The sequence below is a fragment of the Streptomyces liliifuscus genome (assembly GCF_016598615.1).
Classification (GTDB): Bacteria; Actinomycetota; Actinomycetes; order Streptomycetales; family Streptomycetaceae; genus Streptomyces; species Streptomyces liliifuscus.
Genome location: NZ_CP066831.1, coordinates 7965737 through 7981501, shown reverse-complemented (window position 1 = coordinate 7981501; position 15765 = coordinate 7965737). Strand labels below are relative to the sequence as shown.

The 15765-nt window shown below is 71.0% G+C and carries 10 protein-coding genes; 6 read left to right on the top strand and 4 right to left on the bottom strand.

The annotated features are described in order from the left end of the window. Window positions 1-10: 10 nt before the first annotated feature. The 3 genes from JEQ17_RS34355 to JEQ17_RS34345 all read right to left on the bottom strand — a co-directional run bounded on the left by JEQ17_RS34355 (window position 11) and on the right by JEQ17_RS34345 (window position 7188). On the bottom strand, window positions 11-1471 hold the full coding sequence (locus JEQ17_RS34355; protein WP_200398878.1) for a glutamate synthase subunit beta: 1461 nt from the start codon (window positions 1469-1471) through the stop codon (window positions 11-13). Next, window positions 1464-6083, bottom strand: a complete 4620-nt coding sequence (gene gltB / locus JEQ17_RS34350; protein WP_200398877.1) for a glutamate synthase large subunit — start codon at window positions 6081-6083, stop codon at window positions 1464-1466. Before gltB ends, JEQ17_RS34355 begins: the two co-directional genes overlap by 8 nt. Before the next feature lie 373 nt (window positions 6084-6456). Further along, window positions 6457-7188, bottom strand: a complete 732-nt coding sequence (locus tag JEQ17_RS34345) for a VIT1/CCC1 transporter family protein (protein ID WP_200398876.1) — start codon at window positions 7186-7188, stop codon at window positions 6457-6459. A 274-nt stretch (window positions 7189-7462) separates the two neighbouring features. On the opposite strand from JEQ17_RS34345, the gene JEQ17_RS34340 reads away from it, so the two are divergent. From JEQ17_RS34340 to JEQ17_RS34315, 6 genes are read left to right on the top strand one after another with little or no spacing between them, the layout of a single operon-like run. Continuing rightward, complete coding sequence (locus JEQ17_RS34340; protein ID WP_200398875.1) at window positions 7463-8476, top strand: ADP-ribosylglycohydrolase family protein; 1014 nt, start codon at window positions 7463-7465, stop codon at window positions 8474-8476. After that, window positions 8362-9804, top strand: coding sequence for an ADP-ribosylglycohydrolase family protein (locus JEQ17_RS34335; RefSeq protein WP_234048809.1), 1443 nt, complete (start codon window positions 8362-8364; stop codon window positions 9802-9804). Before JEQ17_RS34340 ends, JEQ17_RS34335 begins: the two co-directional genes overlap by 115 nt. A 7-nt stretch (window positions 9805-9811) precedes the next feature. Then, window positions 9812-10957, top strand: coding sequence for an ADP-ribosylglycohydrolase family protein (locus JEQ17_RS34330; protein ID WP_200398874.1), 1146 nt, complete (start codon window positions 9812-9814; stop codon window positions 10955-10957). Beyond that, window positions 10954-12447, top strand: a complete 1494-nt coding sequence (locus JEQ17_RS34325) for an ADP-ribosylglycohydrolase family protein (RefSeq protein ID WP_200398873.1) — start codon at window positions 10954-10956, stop codon at window positions 12445-12447. The genes JEQ17_RS34330 and JEQ17_RS34325 overlap by 4 nt, the downstream gene beginning before the upstream one ends. A 33-nt stretch (window positions 12448-12480) precedes the next feature. Next, window positions 12481-13689, top strand: a complete 1209-nt coding sequence (locus tag JEQ17_RS34320) for a CaiB/BaiF CoA transferase family protein (protein WP_200398872.1) — start codon at window positions 12481-12483, stop codon at window positions 13687-13689. Next, on the top strand, window positions 13686-14549 hold the full coding sequence (locus JEQ17_RS34315) for an HpcH/HpaI aldolase/citrate lyase family protein (RefSeq protein ID WP_200398871.1): 864 nt from the start codon (window positions 13686-13688) through the stop codon (window positions 14547-14549). The genes JEQ17_RS34320 and JEQ17_RS34315 overlap by 4 nt, the downstream gene beginning before the upstream one ends. An 81-nt stretch (window positions 14550-14630) precedes the next feature. Here the strand turns inward: JEQ17_RS34315 and lgt are convergent, their stop codons facing one another. Continuing rightward, window positions 14631-15638, bottom strand: coding sequence for a prolipoprotein diacylglyceryl transferase (gene lgt, locus JEQ17_RS34310; RefSeq protein WP_200398870.1), 1008 nt, complete (start codon window positions 15636-15638; stop codon window positions 14631-14633). Between the last annotated feature and the right edge of the window lie 127 nt (window positions 15639-15765).

The window sequence follows — 15765 nt, the reverse complement described above, 5'->3', positions numbered from 1 at the left end:
AGGTGGAGCGTCAGACCATCAGGGAGCGGTCCGTGGGGCGGATCGGAGCGGGCAGTTCGCTCTCCCCGGTCAGGAAGCGGTCGACCCCGCGGGCGGCCGAGCGGCCCTCCGCGATGGCCCACACGATGAGGGACTGGCCACGGCCGGCGTCACCGGCGACGTACACGCCGGGCACGTTCGTCGCGAAGTCGGCGTCGCGGGCGATGTTGCCACGCTCGTCGAGGTCGAGACCGAACTGGGAGACCAGCCCGTTCTCCTGGTCGGTGCCCGTGAAGCCCATGGCAAGGGTGACGAGCTGGGCGGGGATCTTGCGCTCGGTGCCCGCCTTCTGCGTCAGCTTGCCGTCGATGAACTCGACCTCCACGAGGTGCAGCCACTGGACGTTGCCGTCCTCGTCGCCCTCGAAGTGGGTGGTGGAGACGGAGTAGACCCGCTCGCCGCCCTCCTCGTGCGCGGAGGTGACCTTGTAGAGCATGGGGAACGTCGGCCAGGGCTGGTGCGGGGCACGGTCCTCGCCCGGCTGGGGCATGATCTCCAGCTGCGTGACGGAGGCCGCGCCCTGGCGGTGGGCGGTGCCCACGCAGTCCGCGCCCGTGTCGCCGCCGCCGATGACGACGACGTGCTTGCCTTCGGCGGTGATCGGGGGCGCCACGTAGTCGCCCTCCTGCACCTTGTTGGCGAGCGGCAGGTACTCCATGGCGAAGTGGATGCCGTTCAGCTCGCGCCCGGGGGCCGGCAGGTCGCGGGAGACGGTCGCGCCGGCCGCGATGACCACGGCGTCGTACCGCTTGCGCAGGTCCGTCGCCTTGAGGTCGCGGCCGATCTCGATGCCCGTACGGAAGCGGGTGCCCTCCGCGCGCATCTGCTCGATGCGGCGGTTGATGTGCCGCTTCTCCATCTTGAACTCGGGGATGCCGTAGCGCAGGAGGCCGCCGACGCGGTCGGCGCGCTCGTAGACCGCCACGGTGTGGCCCGCCCGGGTGAGCTGCTGGGCGGCGGCGAGGCCCGCCGGGCCCGAGCCGATGACCGCGACCGTCTTGCCGGAGAGCCGCTCGGGGGCCTGGGGCGCGACATCGCCGCTGTCCCACGCCTTGTCGATGATCGAGACCTCGACGTTCTTGATGGTCACGGCGGGCTGGTTGATGCCGAGGACGCACGCCGACTCGCACGGGGCGGGGCACAGCCGGCCCGTGAACTCCGGGAAGTTGTTCGTGGCGTGCAGGCGCTCGGAGGCGGCGGACCAGTCCTCGCGGTACGCGTAGTCGTTCCACTCGGGGATGAGGTTCCCGAGCGGACAGCCGTTGTGGCAGAACGGGATGCCGCAGTCCATGCAGCGCGAGGCCTGCGTGGGGATGATGGGGAGCAGCGAGCCCGGAACGTAGACCTCGTTCCAGTCCTTGAGACGCACGTCCACCGGACGGGTCCTGGCGACCTCGCGGCCGTGGTTGAGAAAGCCCTTGGGATCAGCCATTGGTCGCCGCCTCCATCATCTTCTCGGTGATCTCGGTCTCGGTGAGACCGGCTCGCTCGGCGGCGTCCTTGGCGGCGAGCACTGCCTTGTACGTGCTGGGGATGATCTTGCTGAAGCGGTCCACCGACACGGTCCACTCGGCGAGGAGCTTCTCGGCGACGGTGGAGCCGGTCTCCTCGGCGTGGCGGCGCACGACGTCGTGCAGCCACTGCTTGTCGGTGTCGTCGAGCTCCTCGACCGCGCCGAGGTTGCCGACGTTGACGTTGTCGCGGTTCAGGTCGATGACGTACGCGATGCCGCCCGACATGCCGGCCGCGAAGTTGCGGCCGGTCTCGCCGAGCACGACCGCGTGACCGCCGGTCATGTACTCGCAGCCGTGGTCGCCCACGCCCTCCGAGACGACCGTGGCACCGGAGTTGCGGACGCAGAAGCGCTCGCCGGTACGGCCCCGGAGGAACAGCTCGCCGCCGGTCGCGCCGTACGCGATGGTGTTGCCCGCGATCGTCGAGAACTCGGCGAGGTGGTCGGCGCCCCGGTCGGGACGGACGATCACCCGGCCGCCGGAGAGGCCCTTGCCGACGTAGTCGTTGGCGTCGCCCTCCAGGCGCAGCGTCACACCGCGCGGCAGGAAGGCGCCGAAGGACTGGCCGGCCGACCCGGTGAAGGTGATGTCGATGGTGTCGTCGGGCAGGCCCGCGCCACCGAACTTCTTCGTCACCTCGTGGCCGAGCATGGTGCCGACCGTGCGGTTGATGTTGCGGATCGCGACCTGGGCGCGCACCGGCTGGGCACCGGTCGCGGAGTCCGCGGCCAGCGCGTCGGCGGCGAGCTTGATCAGCTCGTTGTCGAGCGCCTTCTCCAGGCCGTGGTCCTGCTCGATGACCTGGTGGAGCGGGGTGCCCTCGGGCAGCTCCGGCACGTAGAACAGCGGGCTCAGGTCGAGGCCCTGCGCCTTCCAGTGGGTGACCGCGCGCTCCACGTCGAGGTTCTCGGCGTGGCCGACGGCCTCCTGGATGGTGCGGAAGCCCAGCTCGGCGAGGATCTCGCGGACCTCCTCGGCGATGAACTCGAAGAAGTTCACGACGTACTCGGCCTTGCCGGTGTAGCGGTCGCGCAGGGTCGGGTTCTGGGTGGCGATGCCGACCGGGCAGGTGTCCAGGTGGCAGACGCGCATCATGACGCAGCCGGAGACGACGAGCGGCGCGGTCGCGAAACCGAACTCCTCGGCGCCGAGCATCGCGGCGATGACGACGTCACGGCCGGTCTTCAGCTGGCCGTCGGTCTGTACGACGATGCGGTCGCGCAGGCCGTTGAGCAGCAGCGTCTGCTGGGTCTCGGCGAGGCCGAGCTCCCAGGGGCCGCCCGCGTGCTTCAGCGAGGTGAGCGGGGAGGCGCCCGTACCGCCGTCGTGGCCGGAGATGAGGACGACGTCCGCGTGTGCCTTCGAGACACCCGCGGCGACCGTGCCGACGCCGACCTCGGAGACCAGCTTCACGTGGATCCGCGCCTGCGGGTTCGCGTTCTTCAGGTCGTGGATCAGCTGGGCGAGGTCTTCGATGGAGTAGATGTCGTGGTGCGGCGGCGGGGAGATCAGACCGACGCCCGGGGTGGAGTGCCGGGTCTTGGCGACCCACGGGTAGACCTTGTGGCCGGGCAGCTGGCCGCCCTCGCCGGGCTTGGCGCCCTGGGCCATCTTGATCTGGATGTCGTCGGCGTTGACCAGGTATTCGGAGGTCACGCCGAAGCGGCCGGAGGCGACCTGCTTGATCGACGAGCGGCGCGCCGGGTCGTACAGGCGGTCCGCGTCCTCGCCGCCCTCACCGGTGTTGGACTTGCCGCCCAGCTGGTTCATGGCGATGGCGAGCGTCTCGTGGGCTTCCTTGGAGATGGAGCCGTAGGACATGGCGCCGGTGGAGAAGCGCTTGACGATCTCGCTCGCCGGCTCGACCTCGTCGATGGAGATCGGCTCGCGGCCGGACTTGAAGCCGAACAGGCCGCGGAGCGTCATCAGCCGCTCGGACTGCTCGTTCACGCGGTCCGTGTACTTCTTGAAGATGTCGTAGCGGCGGGTGCGCGTGGAGTGCTGGAGGCGGAAGACCGTCTCCGGGTCGAACAGGTGCGGCTCGCCCTCGCGGCGCCACTGGTACTCGCCGCCTATGTCGAGGGCGCGGTGCGCGGGCGCGATGCCGCTGGCCGGGTACGCCTTCGCGTGGCGGGCGGCGACCTCCTTGGCGATGACGTCGATGCCGACGCCACCGATCTTGGTGGCCGTGCCGATGAAGTACTTCTGGACGAAGGCCGTGTCGAGACCGACGGCCTCGAAGACCTGGGCGCCGCGGTAGGAGGCGACGGTGGAGATGCCCATCTTGGACATGACCTTGAGGACGCCCTTGCCGAGCGCGTAGATCAGGTTGCGGATGGCCTGCTCGGACTCGATGCCGGGGAGGAACGTGCCCGCGCGGACGAGGTCCTCGACGGACTCCATCGCGAGGTACGGGTTGACGGCCGCGGCGCCGAAGCCGATGAGGAGGGCCACGTGGTGGACCTCGCGGACGTCGCCGGCCTCGACCAGCAGGCCCACCTGGGTGCGCTGCTTGGTGCGGATGAGGTGGTGGTGGACGGCCGCGGTGAGCAGCAGCGAGGGGATCGGCGCGTGCTCGGCGTCGGAGTGACGGTCCGAGAGGACGATCAGCCGGGCGCCGTTCTCTATGGCGGCGTCGGCCTCGGTGCAGATCTCCTCAATGCGCGCGGCGAGCGAGTCGCCGCCGCCGGAGACGCGGTACAGGCCGGAGAGCGTCGCGGCCTTCATGCCCGGCATGTCGCCGTCGGCGTTGATGTGTATGAGCTTGGCCAGCTCGTCGTTGTCGATCACCGGGAAGGGCAGGGTGACGCTGCGACAGGACGCGGCGGTCGGCTCCAGGAGGTTGCCGGCGGGGCCGAGGGAGGAACGCAGCGAGGTGACGAGCTCTTCGCGGATGGCGTCCAGCGGCGGGTTGGTGACCTGCGCGAACAGCTGGGTGAAGTAGTCGAAGAGCAGCCGCGGGCGCTCGGACAGGGCCGCGATCGGCGAGTCCGTGCCCATGGAGCCGAGCGGCTCACCGCCGGACTTGGCCATCGGCGCGAGGATGACGCGCAGCTCTTCCTCGGTGTAGCCGAAGGTCTGCTGGCGGCGGGTGACGGAGGCGTGCGTGTGCACGATGTGCTCACGCTCCGGGAGGTCCTCCAGCTCGATCTCGCCGGCTTCCAGCCACTCCGCGTACGGGTTCTCGGCGGCGAGGCCGGCCTTGATCTCGTCGTCCTCGATGATGCGGTGCTCGACGGTGTCGACGAGGAACATGCGGCCGGGCTGAAGGCGGCCCTTGCGGACGACCTTCGCGGGGTCGATGTCGAGGACGCCGACCTCGGAGCCGAGGACGACGAGGCCGTCGTCGGTGACCCAGTAGCGGCCGGGGCGCAGACCGTTGCGGTCCAGTACGGCGCCGACCTGCTTGCCGTCGGTGAAGGTGACACAGGCCGGGCCGTCCCAGGGCTCCATCATCGTGGAGTGGAACTGGTAGAAGGCGCGGCGGGCCGGGTCCATGGAGTCGTGGTTCTCCCACGCCTCCGGGATCATCATCAGCACGGAGTGCGGGAGGGAACGGCCGCCCAGGTGCAGGAGTTCGAGCACCTCGTCGAAGGACGCGGAGTCGGAGGCGTCCGGCGTACAGATCGGGAAGACGCGGTCGAGACCCTTGTCCCCGAAGAGGTCGGAGACGAGCTGGGACTCGCGGGCCACCATCCAGTTGCGGTTGCCCTTGACCGTGTTGATCTCGCCGTTGTGCGCGACGAAGCGGTACGGGTGGGCGAGCGGCCAGCTCGGGAAGGTGTTCGTGGAGAACCGGGAGTGCACGAGCGCGATCGCGGAGGCGAAGCGGCGGTCGGACAGGTCCGGGAAGAAGGGCTCCAGCTGGCCGGTGGTCAGCATGCCCTTGTAGACGATGGTCCGGGCGGAGAGCGACGGGAAGTACACGTCGGCCTCACGCTCGGCGCGCTTGCGCAGCACGAACGCCTTGCGGTCGAGATCGATGTCCTGGCTGAAACCTCCCCCAGACTCCGTCCGGGAGGTGCCCCCAGTCACGAAGATCTGACGGAAGAGGGGCATCGTCGAGCGGGCGGTGGCGCCGAGGAGTTCGGGGGCGATCGGGACCTCGCGCCAGCCGAGGACCGTCAGGCCCTCTTCGGCGGCGATCGTCTCAATCCGTGAGACGGCCTCGGTGGCGGTGTCCTCCGGAAGGAAGGCGATACCGACCGCGTACGAGCCCGCCTCGGGCAGCTCGAATTCGGCCACCTCACGGAAGAAGGTGTCGGGCACCTGGGAGAGGATGCCGGCCCCGTCACCGGAGTCGGGCTCCGAGCCGGTCGCGCCGCGGTGCTCCAGATTGCGGAGCACGGTCAGCGCCTGCTCGACCAGCGCGTGGCTCGCCTCACCGGTGAGGGTGGCCACAAAGCCGACGCCACAAGCGTCGTGCTCGTTGCGCGGGTCGTACATCCCCTGCGCGGCAGGGCGAGCATCCATGAAGGACCAGTTCTGGCCATTCGCGGAGTGCTGGGACGGCTGGCGCGGCGTACGCATCGGCTCTCCCGTCGTCGTCGTGGCATATGCAAGTGCCGAGGGACGACGTTGGCCCTCTGCGAAAGGTGCAAAATTTCGTGCAGGTTACATGATGGAGCCGTTCTCGGGAACCGGATACGGCGTTCCAACATGCGGACGCCGCGGGTCGCGGCGGAGGCCGCTCGTGGCGGCTGAACAAGGGGACCTTTTCGGACAGATCAATGACCGTCGGCCCGATCGCGGCAGGCAACGTCGCCCAACGCTTCAATTGCTGTGCAGGCGTCATTGCCCGCAGCGCTTACGGCTCATGCCCAGTGGTTAAGGATTCGAAACCGCCGAGTAACGACTACTTATGCAGTCCCTTGCATAGCTGCTCGACTCGGCGGCGCGCCGGTCATCCTACGGCCGTACCGAACAGACTGCCCAGGGCGTACGTCACACCGGCCGCGGCACCGCCCAGCGCGAGCTGCCGCAGCCCGCTGTACCACCAGGATTTCGCGGTCACCCTGGCCACGATCGCACCGCACGCGAAGAGCCCGAGGAACGCGAGCAGCAGAGCGGGCCACAGGGCGGTCGCGCCCAGCAGATAGGGAAGTACGGGGAGCAGGGCGCCCAGGGCGAACGAGCCGAAGCTCGACACGGCGGCGACGGTCGGCGAGGGCAGGTCACCGGGATCGATGCCCAGCTCCTCGCGAGCGTGTATCTCCAGGGCCTGCTCGGGGTCCTTCGACAACTGCCGGGCGACCTCACGGGCGAGATCGGGCTCGACGCCCCGCGTCTGGTACAGCTCGGCGAGCTCACGCTCCTCGTCCTTCGGGTGCTTCCTCAACTCCCGCCGCTCGACGTCGAGTTCGGCCTCGACGAGCTCGCGCTGCGAGGCGACGGAGGTGTACTCGCCGGCCGCCATGGAGAAGGCGCCGGCCGCCAGCCCCGCGAGCCCCGTGATCACGATCGTCCGATGGGACACGGCACCGCCCGCCACACCGGTCATCAACGCCAGGTTGGAGACCAGACCGTCCATCGCCCCGAAGACGGCGGGGCGCAACCAGCCGCCGTTGACGTCCCGGTGGGTGTGGTTGTCGCGGTGCGCCTCGTGAAGCGCCGCCTCGGTCTCGATGATGGCCATGCCCGGGTCTCCCGAAGTGCTACTAGGAACTGAAACTTAGACTGTTTCCACTCTTGGACAACACCCAAGCTACGCCCGAAATTTCGCCCCCGCCAGCAAGGAAGGCCGTACTTACCTGGGCTTTCACCGCCCTTCGCTCATCCGTAGAGACCTGCGCACAGATGTCGACCGGGTGACGCTGAGCCGCGCGAGGCTCCGCCGAACCGCTTGGTGGGGACAGATCCGCAAAGGGTCCCTCAGACCTTCCGGGACCCCGCGATGGAGAGGCACCGTCATGGCTTCGATTGCCTGCGTTCCCTCGGTCCCGGCCCCCGGGGACTCCGCCGGTCTCCGCGATCGGGCGCGCGGCGCGCTGCTGGGACTCGCCGTCGGGGACGCGCTGGGGGCGCCCGCCGAGAACATGAAGCCGTCCGAGATCCGCGCACGCTGGGGCCGCATCACGGGATACGTCACCGACACCCCGGCCGGCACGGACGACACGGAGTACGCGATCTTCTCCGGGCTGCTCCTGGCCCGGCACGGTTCGGCACTCACGCCCCGGCATGTGGAGGCGGCCTGGCATCACTGGATCGCCGACCTGGACGAGGGTCCGTTCCGGGGCGCGGGCTTCAGCGAGCGGGGCACGCTGGAGAACCTGCGGCGGGGCCTGGCCGCCCCGATCTCCGCCCAGCACCGGCACGCCTGGAGCGACGGCCTCGCCATGCGCGCGGCTCCCTTCGGCGTCTTCGCGGCGGGCCGCCCCGCGGAGGCCGCCCGCCTGGTGGCCATCGACGGTTCGGTGAGCCACGACGGCGAGGGCATCTACGGCGGCCAGGCGGTCGCGGCGGGCGTGGCCGCGGCGATGGCGGGCGCCCCGACGATGGTGGTGGTCGCCTCGGCCCTGGCGGTGATCCCCGACGACTCCTGGACGGCCCGATCGCTGCGCCGCGCCGTCGCCTGCGCCCACCGCGGCGAACGCGCCGTCCGCTCCGCCGTCGTCATCGGCGGCTACCCCTGGACCGACCTCGCCCCCGAGGCCGTCGCCCTGGCCTTCGGCGCGTACGCGGCCGCCGACGGCGACTTCACGGAAGCGGTCCTCACCGCCGTGAACATGGGCCGCGACGCCGACACCACGGCAGCGGTGGCGGGCGCCCTGGCCGGCGCGACGAAGGGCGTCTCGTCGATCCCCCCGACCTGGTCGGCGGCGATCGGCCCGGCGAAAGGCAGCTGCCTCCCATCCATGCAGGGCCACCACATCCTGGACGTGGCGGACCTCCTGACCCCGGACGAGGACGAGGTAATCCAGTGACACCAGAACTACTCAACGACCCGAACGAGGGCGCCCCGCCAGAGTCGCCCACGTCAGGGGCGCGGGGAACTACAGCCCCTTCAGGGGCGCGGGGAACGGCGCGCCCAACCCCCACGGCCCCGCACATCACACTCCGAACCCCCGCCCCGTCAGGGGCGCGGGGAACTGCGCGACAAGCCACAACGGACCCGCACATCGCACACCGGACCGAGGCCCCACGGCGAATCGAGGGCCTCCTGCTGGGCCTGGCCGCAGGCGACGCCGCCGGCTGGCCCGCAGCCAGACACAGAGCCGCCCGCATGCCCGAATGGACAAGACGCCTCACCCGAGAACTGGACACCTTCGCCGAACAGAACGCCACCACCACCCTCCCCGTCCCCATCGCCCTGAACCAACCCCCCGAACCCCTCAGACTCGGACCCTCGGACGACGCCGAGTGGGCGGCGTTCGCGGCGGAGGCGGTCCTGCGCGCCACCGACCCCGGCGCACTCGGCGACCTGAGCCGAGAACGCCGCATGCGCGCGGCCATCGACCTCTCCTGGAACGCCATTGCCAGCGAAGTCGCCGCGGCAGCGGACCGCGCCCCCGAGGTCGAGTCGGCCGTACTCCCCCTGCGCGCCCGCATCTCCGTACGAGCCGGTCTCGGCAACCTCGCCACCGGCCTGCGCCCGCCCGCCACCGGCCACGACAACCCCCACTACTTCGACGACGCGGCCTGCGTACGGGCCTGCGTGCTCGCGGTGGCCCACGCAGGGGACCCCCGACTCGCGGCGGAACTGGCCGAGTTCGACGCCCGCTACACCCAGGACGGCGACGGCGTGCACGGCGCCCGGGCGATGGCGGCGGCGCTGGCCCTCGCCCTGGCCGGCGCGGACGCCGACACCTGTGTGACAGCCGCGCTCGCCGAACTCCCGGAGTCCACGGAGATCGGCCGCAACGCCCGCCACGCGCTGACGCTCGCCCGCGGGGCCGACAGCGCCTTCAGCCTCGTACCGCTCCTGGAACACCAGATCGTCGACCACGTCTACAGCTACGGCATCGCCGCGGCCGAGACCGTCCCGGTTGCCCTCGCCCTCGCGACCGCCTCGCACGGCCGGATCGCCGAGGCGGTGCCCGCGGCCGCCTGTCTGTCCCGGGTCGCGGACTCGGCCCCCGCGCTCGTCGGCGCGCTGACCGGCGCGATCGGCGGCGGCACGGCGATCCCGGACTCCTGGCGCGACGCGTGCCGCACGCTCTCGGGCTGCGCACTCCCCCGGCTGACCGGCACGGACCTGGTGGAACTCGCCGAACTGCTGGCAGCCACGGAACTGGCCCTCTCAGGGGGATGATTCGGACATGACGCCCACCGCACCCGCAACTCTGGAAGAACGGATCACCCGCAGCCTCGTGGGAGCCGCCGTCGGCGACGCGCTCGGCGGTCCCGTCGAGGGCTACTCCCCCGAGCGGATCGCCGAACGCCACGGCGGCCGGGTCCACGGCATCGTCGGCCCCTGGAACGGCGACGACTGGCGCACGGCCCGCCCCATCGCCCCGTACCACAAGGGCGACGGCCACGTCACCGACGACACCTTGATGACGCACGCGCTGGTACGGGTGTACGCGAAGGTCCGCGACCACCTGGACGCGTACGCCGTCGCCGACCACCTGGTCCCCGACCTGATGACGACACCGCGCTGGATCCCGGAACTTGAGGCCGAGGCGCTCCCCCTCCACCGGATCTTCCTGGCGGAGAAGTGGCTGGTGGCGAGGATCCACTACGGCCACGTGGACCCGCGCGAGGCCGGCGCCGGCAACATCGTCAACTGCGGTGCGGCGATGTACATGGCCCCGGTCGGCCTGGTCAACGCGGCCAACCCGGCGGGCGCGTACGCCGAGGCCCTCGACATCGCGGGCGCCCACCAGTCGTCGTACGGGCGAGAGGCGGCGGGCGTCTTCGCGGCGGGGGTGGCGGCGGCCTGCACACCGGGCGCGACGCCGGACTCGGTCGTCGACGCCTGTCTGTCCCTGGCGAAGGACGGCACACGGGCGGCCATCGAAACGGTCTGCGACACGGCGTCGCGCTACTCGGACTTCGAGTCGGCACTACGCCCCCTGCGCGAGGCGGTGGCGCCCTACGACACGGTCGGCCCCGACTACCGCACCCCGTCCCTCGGCGCCCGCCGCCCCTCCCGCATCCACTCCATCGAGGAACTCCCGGTCGCCCTCGCCATGTTGCTGATCTCCCGAGGCGACTACCGGCACGCGGTCCTGGGCTCGGTGAACTACGGCCGCGACTGCGACTCCATCGCCACGATGTCCGGGGCCCTCGCGGGCGCCCTCGGTGCGGAGATCCCGCCCGACTGGGCCAAGACGGTGGCGGAGTCCAGCCGCTTGGACCTGCAGTCCCCCGCGACGACACTCACAGAGGTGACCCGCGAGATCTTCACCCGCGACACCACCCGCCGCCGCACCCACGAGACGGCCTACGCGGAGCTGTCATGACCCCCCTCCGCCTGACCTGGGTCCAACCGGAGGACCTCCTGGGCCACGAACTCCACCAGGCGGAGGAGGACGGCCGCGAACCATCGGCCATCGCCGCCCGCTGGCACAGAGCGGGCGGCCCCCGGTCCCCCCAACGGGCAGGCGCCTCCCCCCAACCGGCCTCCCCCTACCTACGGGCCCTGGCCCAGGACCTCCTGGACGAACTGGCGGACCTACCAAGCAGGTTGGCAGACAAAGAGCCAACAGCCCTGCCCAGGATCAGGGCTCTGTGCCCTGACTGGCACCCCCTCTCCACCGCTGTGGGCGGGCGTTCCGCAAGGGCGATGGGGAGGGTGGGCACAGCAGACCTCAACCGAAGCTCCGGGGGCCTGGGGGCAGCGCCCCCAGTTTCGGGAAGGGGCGGGTCTGGGGAAGAAACGACATCCCAGACCCCCGCCACACTCCACCCCCGCCTGGAAGCCGCCTGGCTGGGCAGAGCCGCAGGCTGCCTCCTGGGCAAGCCAGTGGAAAAACTCCCCCTGGACGGCATCAGAGCACTGGCCAGGGCCACCGGCAACTGGCCCCTGACCACCTGGTTCACAGAACGGGGCGTCCCCCCGCACCTCAAGGCCACCCACCCCTGGAACCGCCGCTCCGCGACCACCTCCCTCGCCGAGAACATCGACGGCATGCCGGAGGACGACGACCTCAACTACCCCCTCCTGAACCTCCTGCTGCTCCAACGCCACGGCAAGCACTTCACCACCACGGACGTGGCCCGCCTCTGGCTGGACGAACTCCCAGCGGGCCGCACGTTCACCGCGGAACGCGTCGCCTACCGCAACCTCCTCGAAGGCATCGAACCCCCGCACACGGCCCACCACCGCAACCCGTTCCGTGAATGGATCGGCGCCCTGATCCGCGCGGACGCCCACGGCTGGACCAACCCCGGCGACCCATCGACCGCCGCGGAACAGGCCCACAGGGACGCCACCCTCACCCACACCGCCAACGGCGTCTACGCGGCGATGTTCACGGCGGCCGCCATCGCCGAGGCGGCCACCGGCACGAACGACATCCACGACTGCCTGCGCACAGGCCTCACGGTCGTCCCACCCGACTCCCGCCTCGCCCGAGCCGTCCGCCACGCGATGCAACTGGCCATGGAACACCGGGACTTCGACACGGTCGTCGACGAACTGCACGCCACGCACGCCGCGTACCACTGGGTCCACGCCATCCCCAACACGGCGCTGCTCGCCGCCGCCCTCACCCACGCGGACGGCGACTTCACGGCCTCCATCTGCCGTGTCGTGTCGGGCGGCTGGGACACGGACTCGAACGGCGCGACGGCCGGCTCGATCACGGGCCTGCTCGCGGGCGACCCCGAAGCGATCCCGTCCCGCTGGACGACCCCTCTCAAGAACCGACTGGCCACATCCATCGGCGACTTCAACGGCACGGGCTTCGACACCCTCGCCGACCTGACAGCGCAACTGTCGTCCACCTGAGCGAACCCCTCCCCACCAGGAGTCCCCCCACCCATGACCCACACCGCCGTGACCGCACCGGCACCCCTCACCGGCCTCCGTGTCCTCGACCTCGCCACCCTCTTCGCCGGCCCCCTCGCCGCCACGATGCTCGGCGACTTCGGCGCGGAGGTCATCAAGGTGGAGCACCCCCGCAGACCGGACCCGTCCCGCGGCCACGGCCCGTCGAAGAACGGCATCGGCCTGTGGTGGAAACTCCTCGGCCGCAACAAGCGCACGATGACGCTGGACCTCTCCACCACAGGCGGCCGTACGACGCTCCTCCGCCTGGCCGCCTCCGCCGACGTGATCATCGAGAACTTCCGCCCCGGGACCCTGGAGAAGTGGGACCTCGGCTGGGAGGAGTTGTCGGCCGCGAACCCCCGCCTGGTCCTGGCCCGCGTCACCGGCTTCGGCCAGTTCGGCCCGTACGCGCACCGCCCCGGTTTCGGCACACTCGCCGAGGCCATGAGCGGCTTCGCCGCGATCACCGGCGAACCGGACGCCCCGCCGATCCTCCCGCCCTTCGGCCTCGCCGACTCGATCGCGGGCCTGGCCACGGCGTACGCGGTGATGACGGCCCTCGCCGCCCGCGACCGCACGGGCCGCGGGCAGGTGGTGGACATGGCGATCATCGAGCCGATCCTCACGGTCCTGGGCCCGCAGCCGCTCTGGTACGACCAGTTGGGCCATGTCCAGCCCCGCACGGGCAACCGCTCCCAGAACAACGCGCCCCGCAACACCTACCGCACCGCCGACGGCAGTTGGGTCGCCGTCTCGACCTCGGCCCAGTCGATCGCCGAACGCGTGATGCGCCTGGTCGGCCGCCCCGACCTGACCGCCGAACCCTGGTTCACCACCGGCGCGGAACGGGCCCGCCACACGGACGTCCTCGACGAGGCGGTCGGATCATGGATCGCCGACCACACCCGCGAGGAGGTCATCGCGGAGTTCGAGAAGGCGGAGGCGGCGGTGGCCCCCATCCAGGACGTACGCGACGTCATGACGGATCCTCAGTACGCCGCCCTCGACACGGTCACGACCGTCGACGACCCCGAACTGGGCCCGCTGCGCATGCAGAACGTCCTCTTCCGTCTCACCGACACCCCCGGCGGAATCCGCTGGGCGGGCCGCCCGCACGGCGCCGACACGGACACGGTCCTCGCCGAACTCGGCCTGACGGAGGCCGAGATCACCACGCTCAGATCGGAGGGCGCCCTGTGACCCCGGAAGCCGGCCACACCACGGAAGCGACCGACGCCTTCCCTCTCACCTGGCTGTACGTTCCCGGCGACCGCCCCGAAGTGGTGGCGAAGGCCCTGGTCGCCGGGGCCGACGTGGTCGTCGTCGACCTGGAGGACGCGGTCGCTCCCGACCGCAAGGAGTACGCCCGCACCGCCACCGCCGACCTCCTGTCCGAGCCGTCCCCGCTCCCGGTCCCGGTGCACGTCCGCGTCAACGCCCTGGACAGCCCGGAGTCCGCCGCCGACCTCCGGACGCTCGCCGCGCTCCCGGACCTGTCGAGCCTCTCGGGCATCCGCCTGCCCAAGGTCACGGCCCCCGCCCAGGTCGTACGTGCGGCGGGCCGGGTCCCGCACATCCCCCTGTACGCCCTCCTGGAATCGGCCCTCGCCGTCGAGCACGCCTACGCCATCGCCACGGCCCACCCCGCCCTGCGCGGTATCGCGCTCGGCGAGGCCGACCTCCGGGCCGACCTCGGCGTACGCGACGACGCGGGCCTCGACTGGCCACGGTCCCGAGTGGTCCTGGCCGCCCGGGCGGCGAACCTTGCCCCGCCGCCCCAGTCCGTCCATACCGACGTACGCGACCTCGCCGGTCTGGCCGCGTCCTGCGCCCACGGCCGCGCGCTGGGCTTCCTCGGCCGCGCGGCCATCCATCCCCGCCAGCTCCCGGTGATCGAGACGGCCTACCTCCCGACCCCGGAGGACATCGAATCGGCCGAGTCGGTCGTCAAGGCCGCGGCCACCCACCCCGGCGCCCATGCCCTCCCGGACGGCCGCTTCATCGACGCGGCGGTGGTGGCGGCGGCCCATCGCACCCTGGCACTGGCCCGCCGCCGCTAGTCGTACACGTACGCGTGGAGGGGGCGCCCCAAGTGCTCGGGGCGCCCCCTCCACGTACGAACAGCCGTCAGGCCACAGAGATCAGGCCTTCTTCGCCGACTCCGCTTCGTCCTTGGCTTCGTCCTTGGCTTCGGACGTCTCGGCTTCGGGCTTCTCAGCGTCGGACTTCTTGCCCGCGGAGTCCTCGTCCGCGGAGTCCTCGTCCGCCGAATCCTTGTCCTCGGACTTCTTGTCCAGCTTCACCGCCGCGCCGTCGTCGGTGTCCCCGTCGGAGGCACCCGGTTCGACGACCTCTTCGCGTCCCGGACGGCGCCGGGCCGACAGGACGATGTAGAGGACGGCGAGGAGGAAGACGACGATCGAGGTCCACTCGTTGAGGCGGAGCCCCAGGAAGTGGTGGGCCTCGTCGACCCGCATGGACTCGATCCAGAAGCGGCCCGAGCAGTACGCGGCCACGTACAGGGCGAAGGCGCGGCCGTGGCCGAGCTTGAAGCGCCGGTCGGCCCAGATGACGAGGACCGCGACACCGATGCACCACAGCGACTCGTACAGGAAGGTCGGGTGGTAGTAGCCAGGCACCCGGCCGTCCGTCGAGGACGTGATGTGCAGCGCCCAGGGGAGGTCCGTCTCCCGCCCGTACAGCTCCTGGTTGAACCAGTTGCCCCAACGGCCGATGGCCTGCGCGAGGGCGATGCCGGGCGCGAGGGCGTCGGCCCAGGCGGGCAGCGGGATCCCACGGCTGCGACAGCCGATCCAGGCACCCACCGCGCCGAACGCGATGGCGCCCCAGATACCGAGGCCGCCCTCCCAGATCTTGAAGGCGTCGACCCAGTCCTGACCCTCGCTGAAGTACAGCTGGTAGTCGGTGATGACGTGGTAGAGCCGCCCGCCGACGAGACCGAACGGCACGGCCCACACGGCGATGTCCGCCACGGTGCCTGGTCGGCCCCCGCGCGCGATCCATCGCCTGTTGCCGAGCCAGACGGCTACGAAGACGCCGATGATGATGCAGAACGCGTAGCCGCGCAACGGAATGGGGCCGATGTGCAGCACACCGCGCGACGGGCTGGGGATGTAGGCAATTTCCATGGCGGAGTCGACGCTACCCTGCCGGGCGGCACGTACGGCAACCCGCCCGGGCTACGGCTCCATAACGAGACCGACGGGACCCACGGGGCCTCCGGTGCGGATGTGACACCCGAGAAGCCCGCGCGAC